Source organism: Acidobacterium sp. FHG110202_01, assembly GCF_059115305.1.
This window is the reverse complement of record NZ_JBZYWJ010000001.1, coordinates 410,199-422,729: the sequence shown is the minus strand read 5'-3', so window position 1 is coordinate 422,729 and position 12,531 is coordinate 410,199. Positions and strand designations below refer to the sequence as shown.

The following is a 12,531-nucleotide window of genomic DNA, read 5'->3' as shown; positions in this document are numbered from 1 at the left end:
GCACGTAGTCGAAGGACCTGCTTTTTGCTTCGGTAGCCGCAACAGGATGGCCCCAATCGAGATAAAAGCAGGTCCTTCGCTTCGCTCAGGATGACAAGAATTGCGATGAGGCAATGGGAAGGACCATTACGAAGCAGTCTTCGGCTTTTTCCCCAGCAAATAGATCACAACCGCAAGCATAAAGACAGAGCCCATCGCGGCCAGTCCCAGCACGCGCAGAATAGCGACCGTATATCGCCCCTGGCTGGGCGAGTAGTTACAGCAGTAAATCAGCACAAGGTCGGTAAAGGAACCGATTTTGCGGTCGCTGGCTTCAACCAGCGCCAGACGAACGTCGCGCGGCTGATATTCCACTCCGGAGAGGTACTTCGACATGCGCCCATCGGGCGTCGCGATCATGATGACGCTCGAGTGTGCGAACTGGTCCATCTTGCCGTCTGGGCCTGGAACGCGAACATAGTGGAATCCGGTTGCCTGTGAGAGATCAGCGATCGAAGCCTCAGGGCCGGTAAGAAAGTGCACGCTGTTCGCAGCGGAGGCATCGCCGAGCATCATGAGAAAATGCTGCTTCGCCTCGACGCTGTCAGCCGGAGTATCTGACGGATCAAAGCTCGCAACCACCACATCGTAGTCATGTCCCGGATGAAGGCCGGTCTGCTTCAGCGCTGTCCCCATTCCATGCAGCACCTGCGGGCACAGCATGCCGCACTTGAAATAAACCAGCGCCATCACCACGGGACGATGGCCGAAGTAGCTGCCGAGCACCACGTCATTGCCATTCTCATCGCGGAAATGATCATTCAGTGGAAGTGGGTGATTGAGGTTCTGGTCGATGCCCGCGTTTTTGAGGTAAGAAGGCGCATTCTGCGAGGATGTTCCAAGCGGCTTGTCAGCGGAGTACTGCTGCGCGCTCGCACTCAGCACGAGGAAGGGAAGGACGAGAAGAATCCGCAGCAGCTTCACACTATAGAATACGCCAGCTATAGCAAAACCAGAGTTGATGTATCCCGAAGCTACTGCTCTCAAGTTGACGCGACCAGCAGGGAGCGGCGGCCTTGCACTCTCCCCAACAAGGCACTGTAACTCTGGTTTTGCTCTAGCTCTTCTCCTCGTGATATTCCTGCTCGGTATTGATCTGCCACAGCCCGCTCTTGTCCATGTTGCCGGCGAGAATGTTGTCGACCGCGGTCATCGCCGTAAGCATGGAGTGGTCCTGGTTGTTGTATTTGTGCATGCCGTTGCGGCCTACGAGGAAGAGGTTCTCGTAGCGCTCCATGTAACGAACGATCTCGTCGAAGCGGTCATAGGTCCCGAAGTATGCGGGATAGGTCTTAGGCACGCGCACGACATGAGCATCGAGCACATCGGACGATTTCAGAATGCCGATCTTTTCAATTTCCGCAATGGCAAATTTCTTGATCTCATCGTCCGGCATGCGCCACAGTTGGTCCGTGTCGTAGCAGAAGTATTCAAGTCCGATCCAGACTTTATCGGGATCGGCGACGAGATACGGGCTCCAGTTGTTGAAGATCTGCAGCCGCCCCACAAGCACATCCGGCTCCTGAATATAGATCCATGTATCCTTGAGCGGGCCGCCGTCCGACTCTGTCACTGCCAGTTTGTTCACGAGCAGTCCAACGGTGATGAAGTCGCGGTAGATAAGGCCATCGCTGATCGCGCGAATCTCGTCCGGAACCGGAGCATCGAGGCTACGAATCAGCTCTCGCACCGGCATGGTGGAGAAGACGTAGTCAGCGTCAATAGTGCGCCGCTCACCAGAGTCGCTGACTGCTTCAACAGCGGTAATGCGGTCGCCGGAAACATGCAGCTTATCCACGCGCCAGCCAAGCTGCACGCATCCGCCCTTTTCTGTAACTAACTCGGCTACATATTCCCAGAGCTGTCCCGGGCCATATTTGGGATAAAGAAATTTCTCGATTAGCGAAGTCTCGGTCGCCTTCTGGGCAATGTCCAATGCCTGCTTGCGGCTGAAAGTCTTCTTCAAAAAATGTGCAACGGCGGAGCGCAGCGAGAGCCCCTTGATGCGCTGGGCTCCCCATGCAGCACTGATCTGGTCGCAGGGAACTCCCCAGACCTTTTCCGTGTACGACTGGAAGAACGTGCGATAAAGCTCGGTGCCGAAGCGGTTGATAAGGAAGTCTTCGAGTGTCTGTTCGTTCTTGCGCGGAAAGAGGTGTGCCTCAAGATAGCCAAACCCGATCTTGAAGACGCGCCATGCTCCAAGCTGCCGCAGCGTCTGCGGGCTCAGGCTGAGCGGATAGTCAAAGAAACTGCGCAGGAAATAAATCCTGCTTTTGCGCTGACGCACCAGCATCACCCGGTCCGGGTCAGATGCTTTGTTTGACGCAGTGATAGTGCGCTCCTTGTTCTGATATCGAACTGAATATTCGCCGTTTTCTTCCGCATTGATCGGGAGCAGTTCGGTCCACCAGTTCATCACGCGGTCCGACTTCGAGAAGAAGCGGTGACCGCCGATGTCCATGCGGTTGCCCTTGTAGCGGATCGTGCGCGAGATGCCGCCGATCTCATGGCCGGCTTCAAGCACAATGGGGCGAATGCCGGAGCGGCGGACGAATTCAAGCGCTGCCGTGAGCCCGGCAGGCCCGGCGCCGATGATGACTGCGGTCGGCTGGCGGCTCATGCGCGCGCTCCGTGGAGATCAGAAAGCTGCCGAAAGGGGAAGAAACAATCCAGGACCCGCAAAACGCGGAGAAAAAGATGAAAATTTACCATTCAAACTCTAATCTGTATGTCTCAGTTATTTTATAAGACGCAGAATATGCCATAAGGGCTTGCCAGCAACCCGCAGATGAAGATTGCGTATCTCAGTTGGGGTGAAGGTCTTTTGAAAGGAGTCAAAACAATGGATGGATGGAAATTCTGGGCAGCATTTGCCATTGGTGTAACAGCGGGCGCAACTGTCGCGCTGCTCTATGCTCCGCAGTCGGGAGAAAGAACGCGCAGACAGGTGCGCCGCAAACTGGAAGACGCAGCCGATTATGTACGCGACACAGCAGACACGCTCGGCGAGCAGGCCGGCTCCGCGTATCGCGCAGGCAGGGAAGCGGTAGGTGATGCGATCGATTCTGCCGGCAATGTTTACAACGTCGCCACGAAGCGCGTGCAGGAAATCATCTAAATCTACTGCGGCGGCAGCGGCTTCAGCTTGACTGTGCGTCCCGTGTGTACCGACTCGCGGGCAGCGTCAAGAATCTGCATCACGACCATGTTCGTGTCGAGCGATGTGAGGTCTCCCTTGGGCTGGAGCTCGCCGCGCAGCACAGCGGCCAGATAGTGCAGGGAAGTATCCTGCGGCGGCGCAAGTGGTGTAGCAGAAATCTGGCTCTCCTGCTTTTCTCCGGTATAGCGCAAGCGCAGCTTATCCAGTCCGACAGTGATGGCATAGCCTTTTGTGCCGTAGACTTCGGAATCTTTCCGCGAAAATGTCCAGTTCCATGAGGGCATCAGAACTGCCTGGGCATCTTTGTAAGAGAGGATGATCGTCGCGTCATCATCCACACGCTGATACGTGTCCGGCTTGTCCGTCTGCGCAACGGCTGTGACGCTGATGGGCGCCTGTCCGTGCATCCACCACGTCATCAGGTCGGCTCCGTAGCAGCCGAAATCATAGAGCGAGCCAGCGCCGTTCAGCGCGGGATCGGTGAGCCACTTCAGAAACTCAGGCTGTACACCGATCTCCTTCGGTCCTTCGTGTCCGTCATGCACAACAACCTTGCGCACGTCGCCAAGCTTGCCTTGCTGAATCTGTTCGTACACGGCACGATTGCTCGCATACCACGTAGTCTCATAGTTCACCAGCACCTGAATGTGGTGCTGATTGGCAAGCCGCCGGATGGCAAGCGCATCATCGAGCGACAGCGTCAACGGTTTTTCGACCATCACGCTCAGGTTATGCTGCGCAGCCTGCTCAATCACGCGGCGGTGTTCGCCGACCGCTGTATAAACCAGCAATGCCTGCGGATGCTGCGCGGCCACGGCCTGGTCAAGCGTGTCATAGAAAAGCTTTGGATCGAGATGAAACTGCTGCTGGTAGCGGCTGGTGAGAGCCTTGTCCGCGTCCACAATAGCGACAAGTTCTACCTCATGTTGAAGAGGGAACTGATGGAGAAATCCGGCGACGTGACCATGCTCAAGCCCGACAATGGCCACACGCAAAGGGGTTGACGACTGTGCAAAGCTGGCAGCAGAGAACACAGCAAAGGCTAGGAGGGCGAAAATGCGAGTGAATATAGGCATGGTAACGTTTCCGTGAAAATTGTACTCGAAACTGTCTGCGCGTACAGCGGTACGCTCCATTGCCACTCGTATTCAGCGGGTGATAGCCTCAAAGGGAATCATTGCAGCCTCATTACTAATCTTGTCCGGAGCTATCCAGGAACATGCAGACGACGTATAACGGGAAGTCCCTGCCCAAAGACGGCGAACCGATTCAGTATGCAAACGGAAAGTACGAAGTTCCAGATCATCCCATTATTCCTTTTATTGAAGGTGACGGCACGGGGCGCGATATCTGGCGCGCATCGCAGCGGGTTTTTGACGCAGCAGTAGAAAAGGCTTACGGCGGCAAGCGCTCGGTGAAGTGGTTTGAAATTTACGCGGGCGAAAAAGCCTTCCGCGAATTCAACACCTGGCTTCCCGACGATTCAGTGAATGCGGCGCGCGACCTGCGCGTTTCGATCAAAGGCCCACTGACCACACCTGTCGGCGGCGGCATCCGCTCATTGAACGTCGCGCTGCGGCAGATTCTTGATCTCTATTCCTGCGTGCGTCCGGTGAAGTACTACCAGGGCGTACCCAGCCCGGTGAAACATCCGGAGAAGCTCAATGTAGTGATCTTCCGCGAGAACACCGAAGACGTCTACGCGGGAATCGAATTCAAAGAGGGAACTGACGACGCGAAAAAACTGATCGACTTCCTCAACAACGACCTACTGAAGAACGGCAAGAAGAAGGTTCGTGAAGATTCAGGCGTAGGTATCAAGCCCATCTCCATTACCGGAACCAAGCGCCTCGTGCGCTATGCCATCAAGTACGCGATTGGGAACCAGCGCAAGTCGGTCACGTTGGTTCACAAGGGCAATATTCAGAAGTTCACTGAAGGCGCTTTCCGTGAGTGGGGCTATGAAGTAGCGGTGAGCGAATTCCGCGACGCAGTGGTGACCGAGCGCGAGAGCTGGATTCTCGGCAATGCCGAAGCGAACCCCGGCCTGACCGTCGAGCAGAATGCCGCGCTCATCGAGCCGGGCCTGGAATTTGGGTCGGAAGAATTTCGCAAGGAGCTCTATGCGGAAGTGAAGGGCGTCCTTGATTCAATCGGCAAATCGCACGGCAACGGCCAGTGGAAGAAGAAAATCCTGATCAATGACCGTATCGCCGATTCGATCTTCCAGCAGGTGATCATCCGCCCGGACGAATACAGCATCCTCGCCTGCCCGAATCTGAACGGTGACTACATCTCGGATGCGTGCGCCGCGCAGGTCGGCGGCCTGGGCATCGCTCCGGGCGCAAACATCGGCGACGGATATGCCGTGTTTGAAGCCACACACGGAACAGCTCCGAAGTATGCCGACAAGGACGTAATCAACCCGGGATCGGTCATGCTTTCAGGTGTGATGCTCTTTGAATTTATCGGATGGCCTGAGGCCGCTAGGCTGATTGAATCGTCCATGGAAAAGACGATTCAACAGAAGCATGTGACTTACGACTTTGAGCGCCAGATGCAGGGTGCCACCAAGGTCAAGACCAGTGAGTTTGCGACACGAATGATCGAGAATATGTAAGAGCACGTTGGTGTGCTTCATCAGTCCTGATTTGAAAGGGAACGGCTTCAGCCGTGCCATAAAGACGGAAGAACAAAACAGGGGCTTTAGCCCCTGAGGTTTTCACCATAGGAGAAGTAATGCGTAAGAAGGTAACGATTGTAGGCGCCGGAAATGTAGGCGCGACGGCGGCACACTGGATCGCCTCCAAGGAGCTGGCCGATGTTGTTCTGATTGACGTCGTGGAAGGCGTGCCCCAGGGCAAGGGCCTTGATCTGCTCGAAGCCATGCCGATTGAGAAGCGCGACTGCCACATCATCGGCACCAATGACTATGCCGACACGGCAAACTCCGACATCGTCGTCATCACTGCAGGCATTCCGCGCAAGCCGGGCATGAGCCGCGATGACCTTCTGCAGACCAACTACAAGATCATGTCAGACGTAGTCAGCAAGGTCACTGCCGTCTCGCCAAACTCGATCCTGATTATCGTTTCGAATCCGCTGGACGCGATGGCGCAGGCCGCATTCAAACAGGCAAAATTCAACCGCGAGCGCGTCATCGGTATGGCCGGCGTACTTGATTCAGCCCGCTTCCGCACCTTCATCGCCGAGGAGCTGAAGGTCTCGGTCGAAAACGTGACTGCATTCGTGCTTGGCGGTCATGGCGATACCATGGTTCCGCTGCCAAGATATTCAACCGTTGCTGGAATTCCTATTACTGAATTGATTGAAAAAACAAAACTTGAAGCAATCGTCCAGCGTACCCGAGACGGCGGCGCCGAGATTGTCAAACATCTCAAGACGGGGAGCGCCTACTACGCGCCTTCGGCTGCGACAGTCGAGATGGTCGAAGCCATTCTCAAGGACAAGAAGAAGATTCTGCCTTGCGCCGCCTACCTCCAGGGCGAGTATGGCATCGATGGCCTTTACGTCGGCGTGCCGTGCAAGCTCGGAGCACGAGGCCTCGAGCAGATCATCGAGATCAAGCTGACCAGCGACGAAGCGGCAGCGCTCCAAAAGAGTGCAGATGCGGTGAAAGAGCTCTGTGCAGTGATTGGCGTGTAGAAAAAAGTAGAAATGCAGGCAGGGAATTCCCAACTGAGTTCACTGCCTGCGCATCACATTCCTGAACTGCCGCCCGAAAGTGATCACAAGCAGATGGCAAAAGTGCATTTGGCCTCCATCTATGAAGGCCAGGAATATGACGCGAACGTTCATTATGCGCTGGAGGCACTGAAAAAGAGCGCGGCTTTAGATAAGTATCACGTCCATACGCTTGCCCATGATCCGGCAGAAGCGGACATCATTCTTTTTGTGGAGATGTCGACCTGCGGCAGCTTCGGCGAGCCCATACGCGCGCACCGGTTGTATCGCCGTTATCCTGAGAAGTGCTTCCTGTTCGATTGGGCCGACAATATGTGGCCGGTCGTGCCCGGAATTTATGCGTCGCTCAGAAAGCAGCACTATTCGCCCGGGCACGCACGTACGGGATTTTATCTCCTGTCTGAGAATCCATACCTTCAGCCGAGGCCCGTCATCGGAAACGAAAAGTATCTCGCTTCGTTTGTCGGGTCGTTGAATACGCATCCGCTGCGCGAAGAATTCCTTAAGTACGGGCGCGACGATATCTACCTGCTGGACACTTCAAAGGAAAGCTACCGTATCCGCTATCACGGAACGCCGGAAGAAAAAGATGCGTTCTGGAGACGCTATGCCGACTCGATGGGGGATGCGCTCTTCAGTCTCTGTCCTCGCGGAAGAGGCCCCGGCAGCATCCGTCTGTTCGAAGCGATGAAGATGGGCCGGGCCTGCATCATCCTTTCTGACGAATGGGTGCCTAACGACAGGGTCAACTGGGAATCCTTTTCCGTACGGCTGCCGGAAGCCGAAGTCAGCAGAATTCCAGAATTTCTCGAGAGCATCCGGGACCGGGCCATGGAGATGGGCACACGCGCCCGCGAAGAATGGGAAAAATGGTTTTCCGAGTCAGCCCGCTTCCACTATCTCGCTGACCTGTGTGCAGAGATGATGCAGATGCGCAAACCACGCGGTCCGCTGCACCGGATCAGCCACTACGGCCACATCGCAAATCCAGGGAACTGGCGTTCCTATTTGCGGAGCAAGGCTATTTTGTACAGAAGAAACCGGAAGATCTACTGGTAGGCGAAAATCACCGCAATTGGCCAGGGGCCGGAAGGTTACTCCGCACAATCACCCTGTTAATGTGGCAGGGTCGTCAGACTGCGGATCAATTCACCATCATTGTCGACATGCAGTTTCTGCATAGCGACGTTCTTTTGCGCAGCGATCGTCTGCCTGTTAAGGTGCAATTGCGCTGCGATATCGTCGACAGAACTGCCTGCTACAAACATATGAACGACTTCCGCTTCATCTTTTGTCAAAAGTTTGTAAGCCTCGTCAGGCGTCATCGCGCTATCCCCTCGATAGATTGTACGGACGCAAGTAAGTATATATAACTGCCTGGAACATTGTGAACATTACAAAAGAAACGGGAACAGGGAATTCGATTGAGTCTCTTGCCTGGAAATCTATGGTGCGCCAACAGATAAGAGACTGGATGCCTGTACCCAGCCTGTTGTCTTAGCGCCTTCTTTCTGTATGTTCACGTATTCCACATGTAGCCATGTGCCACGATCCTCGATCACAAATACCACATCGCCCTGCACAACGTATGCGTGTGCGTTATCGGTTTCGTCTGGCTTTTTGTGCAGTATGACTTTTTCAGCCTTCACCATTCGAATTCCGCGCCAATCAGGATGTTCGACAGATAGGCTGAACCCCACCTTTTGGCCGTCGTTCAACTCTACATTGACGTTCCAGCAACCGCCATGCGCGTTCTTCGGCAACTGCAGGTAGGCAGTTCCTCCTGCAAAGCTAAGAGTCCCCCAGGCGATGTCGTCGTCAAGCTGATTGATACCCAGCTCACGGAAAGGCCACCAGGTCTTCACTTTGTAGTTACCTTGCGCATCCGGCTTACCATTGCTGTAAAGCAAAAAACCGCAGCTGAATTGTCCCCGGCCCGTTTCATCGTAGAACGAGCCGACAATGCTTCCAGCAGGCTGAACCACGAGACTCAAAGTGTAGTCGTATTGCCCAGACCTGGGTTTGGAAAGCTGGGTCTGCGCAATCGCGCTCATTGTCGCCGTGAGAAAGAGTAGACCGACAAGCAGTGAAGTGACTCTATTCTTTTGTCCGCGCATAACCTTTCGCCAGATAAAGTGTACTCGGAAGTTCAAAAACCTAATTGGCTGGATGCTATCGCGGAATGAGATCCTGTATCAGCTATCAGTGCAAGAGACCCCGCCGTTTCTATACTTAACAGAATATCCGTTATCGGACGTATTTAATATATGCCTTGGATCGTGTATATAAGGCATTTAATTGATTTTTCAGCACATAATGAGTCAGATGGTAATGTTTCAATGTAGAAAGCTTACAGCGTTCTGAAGGGTGAATTGCGTAGATGAAGGCCAGACTCGCGCTGATGATGTTCCTGGAGTATTTCATTTGGGGAGCCTGGTACGTCACGCTGGGCACCTGGCTGGGCGAGTCGCTGCGCTTTTCCGGCGCTCAGATCGGGCTGGTGGCCGGGACAACGGCTGTAGGCGCTATTGTGTCGCCCTTTCTGGTGGGCATCATTGCCGATCGCTTGTTCGCCACCCAGAAGGTGCTGGCAGCGCTCCATTTCCTGGGAGCTTTGCTTCTGGTGGCAGCTTCCCTGCGGACTTCCTTCCTGCCGGTCTATATTCTGGTTTTACTTTACGCACTTTGTTATATGCCGACGATGGCGCTGACGAATTCGCTGGCGTTCCGGCAGATGAAAGATCCAAAGACGGAGTTCGGGCCGATTCGTGTGCTTGGGACGGGTGGATGGATTGTTGCCGGGCTGCTGATCGGCACACTGCGGCTTGAAGCTACTGCTGTGCCGATGCGGGTTGCAGCAACGGCTTCATTTCTGATGGCCCTGTACTCGCTTACGCTTCCGCACACTCCACCGCTGATGCGGGCAGTTGAGTTTCGCCTGGGAGACATCTTTCCAGTGGAGGTGCGGCGGCTCTACCGCGAGCGCAGTTTTACCATCTTTGCGCTGGCGTCGTTTCTCATTTGTGTGCCACTGCAGTTCTACTATGCATTTACGAATCTGTATTTGAATGAGGCTGGCGTCAAAAATGCTGCTGGGAAAATGACGGGCGGGCAGATGTCGGAATTGTTCTGCATGCTGCTGATCCCGTGGTTTTTCCGCAGGCTGGGCGTGAAGTACATGCTGATTGCTGGCATGTCGGCGTGGGTCTTGCGCTATGCGCTGTTCGCTTACGGCAACGCCGGCAGCGCAATGTGGATGTTGTGGCTGGGCATTGTGCTGCATGGAATTTGTTATGACTTCTTCTTTGTGACCGGACAGATTTACGTGGACCGTAAGGCTCCTGTCGCACTGCGTGCTGCCGCCCAGGGGATGATTACACTGATCACGTATGGCGCGGGCATGCTCGTGGGATCATGGCTTTCCGGATACGTCGTCGACCTCTACACCCAGACAGGAGCGGGCGGATTAATCACACATACATGGCGGTCAATCTGGCTGGTATCAGCAGCCTGTTCGGTGCTGGTCCTGGTGCTGTTCTTCTTTACATTTAAGGAGAGTGAACCAATGACTGCAACCGCGCCGGAGGCTGAGGCAGAGCCAGTCGGCACGATCTAGGAACCTTGAAGAGCTACTCGCGTTGAATCACGCCACCACCGGAAGAGCAGCACAAGAGCGATGAAAACAAGGGCCAGCGTCAGCCCTGTCCAGAGGCCCAGCACCCCGCGGTTCCGGACGAAGCAAAGAAAGTATCCGAGCGGCAAACCGAAGATCCAATAACCAAAAAAGTTGGCCAGCATGGGAATGCGCGTCTCTCCCAGGCCGCGGAGCGCGCCGGTTCCGATGGTCTGGATGCCGTCGAAGACCTGAAACGCTGCGGCAAGCGCCAGCAGCGGAACACCCATATCCACCACCTTCGTCTGGTTTGTATAGATAACCAGGATCGCACGCGGCGCAGCCAGAAAAAGCAGTGCCGCGCAGGCCATGAAACTCACTCCGATGGCCAGTGCGAGCCAGCCAGCACGGCGGGCTCGCGGCCCGTCGCCTGCGCCGATGGCATGACCGACCGAGACAGCAGCCGCAGCCGATGTCCCCAGCGGAACCATATAGGAGAAGGCCGCGCAGTTCAGCGCGATCTGGTGGGCAGCGAGAGCAACCGGAGTCAGACGGGCGGCCATGACCGTCGCAGCGCCAAAGGCTCCGACCTCCATCACAATCTGGCTGGCCGCAGGCACGCCAAGCTTGAGCAGGCCGCGGATACGGCTTAATGCCACTCCGGGCCAATGTGCAAAGAGCGGATGCCCACGCCCAGCCTCATTCTTCCAGGCTGCAAAGATCAGCACCGCAGCCATATAAACCCGTGCCAGGCAGGTCGAAAGCGCCGAGCCGCGCACGCCCATGGCAGGGAATCCAAGATGGCCGTAAATCAGGGCCCAGTTCCCTGCCCAGTTGATAAGGTTCGCCGAGATTAGCGCAAAGGTCACCGGAGCGACACGCTTCACGCCCTGCAGATAGCGCCGGAAGGCCGCATACAACAGCAGCGGCAGAGTGCCCCAGTTGAGCATGCGAAGGTACTCCGCTGTCTGCCGGCCGACAACCTCATTGGTTCCCAGATATGGAAACGCCAGCGGAGCCGCCCACAGCAGCGCCATCAGCAGCGGCGTAAACCCAATGGCAACATAAACGCCCTGCGAGAGCCAGCGGTGGCACTCGTCGAAATCGCCGCGACCGTACGCCTGCGAGACCAGCGTGTCGAGTCCCAGCAGAATGCCAATCCCGAAGAGCGCCGGCGCATAATAAATAGCATTGCCCATGCCGACGGCGCCAATCGCCTCAGCACTAAGGCGGCCCACCATAATGGTGTCGACAATGGACATGGACATCCAGCCAAGCTCTGACAGGATGACTGGAATAGCGAGCTTCAGCAGGGAGCGCAGTTCCCTCTTTAGGTGGCTCTCCACAGATTGGACTTGCATGCTGCGACCCTAATGTAATGCTTTTCTATTGAATTTATAAGTTTCTGATTATGAATTACTTCATCAACCAAAGTCCTTCCTCTGGCAGGAAAGATCTGTGACCGGTCCATTCTCTCATGCTGATATAAGAATGGTCTGTTTTTGCTGCTCGTCCTGATTTCCCCACACCCGGAAATTGCATCTCTAATAACTAGCTTCTTTGAAGAAGCTGAGAGAAGAACGCCGCAAGCTTCTCACATAAAAACTGGCTACAGGTAAAGCACACATACCTTCTTGAGGAGCCGGGGAAATTCCGCGCGTCACAAGAAACGATCTGGTGTTGAACCTGAATAAAGGATGAGGACATGTTGGAAATTGTTATCGCTCCCATAGATCCGCCGTTGAACCACGTGACCGCCCGCGCTTTCCCTTCTGCCTCTTTCGGAGGCGCGGCATGAAGGCTTTTACAGCCGAAGAAATAGAGAGCATAAAGAACTTCACAATTGCCTTCCTGCGGAGAGACATGGAGCTTCAGGACCGCAGACCTTCGAATCGAAGGCTGTATCGGAAAAAGCTGGTTGGAGCCTGGTACATGCTCCTCGCCGCAACCTTCATGGCGGCGGCCTGGTACTCACGGGGAGATTGATTGCATTGAAGTAATAAGCCTGCTG

General features: G+C 55.1%; 12 protein-coding genes. 6 read left to right on the top strand and 6 right to left on the bottom strand.

All coding sequences use genetic code 11. From position 1 onward, the window contains the following. Positions 1-126: 126 nt before the first annotated feature. Together AC5S16_RS01685 and AC5S16_RS01680 are read right to left on the bottom strand one after the other, a co-directional pair. Positions 127-963: an SCO family protein gene (locus tag AC5S16_RS01685; RefSeq protein WP_493928266.1), complete on the bottom strand. Its 837-nt coding sequence runs from the start codon at positions 961-963 to the stop codon at positions 127-129. Between the two features lie 133 nt (positions 964-1,096). Beyond that, positions 1,097-2,662, bottom strand: a complete 1,566-nt coding sequence (locus AC5S16_RS01680) for an NAD(P)/FAD-dependent oxidoreductase (RefSeq protein ID WP_493928265.1) — start codon at positions 2,660-2,662, stop codon at positions 1,097-1,099. A gap of 222 nt (positions 2,663-2,884) precedes the next feature. Here AC5S16_RS01680 and AC5S16_RS01675 point away from each other — a divergent pair, with 222 nt between their 5' ends. Further along, entirely contained in the window at positions 2,885-3,160 is a 276-nt protein-coding gene (locus tag AC5S16_RS01675) for a YtxH domain-containing protein (RefSeq protein WP_493928264.1), read from the top strand. Between the two features lie 2 nt (positions 3,161-3,162). Here AC5S16_RS01675 and AC5S16_RS01670 read toward each other — a convergent pair whose 3' ends face one another. Next, on the bottom strand, positions 3,163-4,278 hold the full coding sequence (locus tag AC5S16_RS01670; RefSeq protein ID WP_493928263.1) for a Gfo/Idh/MocA family protein: 1,116 nt from the start codon (positions 4,276-4,278) through the stop codon (positions 3,163-3,165). Positions 4,279-4,421: 143 nt separating this feature from the next. On the opposite strand from AC5S16_RS01670, the gene AC5S16_RS01665 reads away from it, so the two are divergent. From AC5S16_RS01665 to AC5S16_RS01655, 3 genes are all read left to right on the top strand, one after another. Continuing rightward, positions 4,422-5,822, top strand: a complete 1,401-nt coding sequence (locus tag AC5S16_RS01665; protein ID WP_493928262.1) for an NADP-dependent isocitrate dehydrogenase — start codon at positions 4,422-4,424, stop codon at positions 5,820-5,822. Between the two features lie 119 nt (positions 5,823-5,941). Then, the gene (gene mdh, locus AC5S16_RS01660; protein ID WP_493928261.1) at positions 5,942-6,868 is read left to right on the top strand and encodes a malate dehydrogenase; all 927 of its coding nucleotides are present in this window, start codon (positions 5,942-5,944) and stop codon (positions 6,866-6,868) included. Positions 6,869-6,961: 93 nt separating this feature from the next. Continuing rightward, positions 6,962-7,966, top strand: a complete 1,005-nt coding sequence (locus AC5S16_RS01655) for an exostosin domain-containing protein (RefSeq protein WP_493928260.1) — start codon at positions 6,962-6,964, stop codon at positions 7,964-7,966. 56 nt (positions 7,967-8,022) lie between these two features. On the opposite strand, the gene AC5S16_RS01650 is transcribed toward AC5S16_RS01655, so the two are convergent. Beyond that, a complete protein-coding gene (locus tag AC5S16_RS01650; protein ID WP_493928259.1) occupies positions 8,023-8,232 on the bottom strand; it encodes a LuxR C-terminal-related transcriptional regulator in 210 nt (69 codons plus the stop codon). Positions 8,233-8,352: 120 nt separating this feature from the next. Beyond that, entirely contained in the window at positions 8,353-8,961 is a 609-nt protein-coding gene (locus AC5S16_RS01645; protein WP_493928258.1) for an SH3 domain-containing protein, read from the bottom strand. Positions 8,962-9,287: 326 nt separating this feature from the next. On the opposite strand from AC5S16_RS01645, the gene AC5S16_RS01640 reads away from it, so the two are divergent. Then, on the top strand, positions 9,288-10,523 hold the full coding sequence (locus AC5S16_RS01640) for a nucleoside permease (protein WP_493928257.1): 1,236 nt from the start codon (positions 9,288-9,290) through the stop codon (positions 10,521-10,523). Here the strand turns inward: AC5S16_RS01640 and AC5S16_RS01635 are convergent. Then, positions 10,520-11,881, bottom strand: a complete 1,362-nt coding sequence (locus AC5S16_RS01635) for an MATE family efflux transporter (RefSeq protein WP_493928256.1) — start codon at positions 11,879-11,881, stop codon at positions 10,520-10,522. The genes AC5S16_RS01640 and AC5S16_RS01635 overlap by 4 nt on opposite strands. 433 nt (positions 11,882-12,314) lie before the next feature. On the opposite strand from AC5S16_RS01635, the gene AC5S16_RS01630 reads away from it, so the two are divergent. Continuing rightward, positions 12,315-12,506 (top strand): hypothetical protein, encoded by a 192-nt coding sequence (locus AC5S16_RS01630; protein WP_493928255.1) that lies wholly within the window; start codon positions 12,315-12,317, stop codon positions 12,504-12,506. The last annotated feature ends 25 nt before the right edge of the window (positions 12,507-12,531 follow it).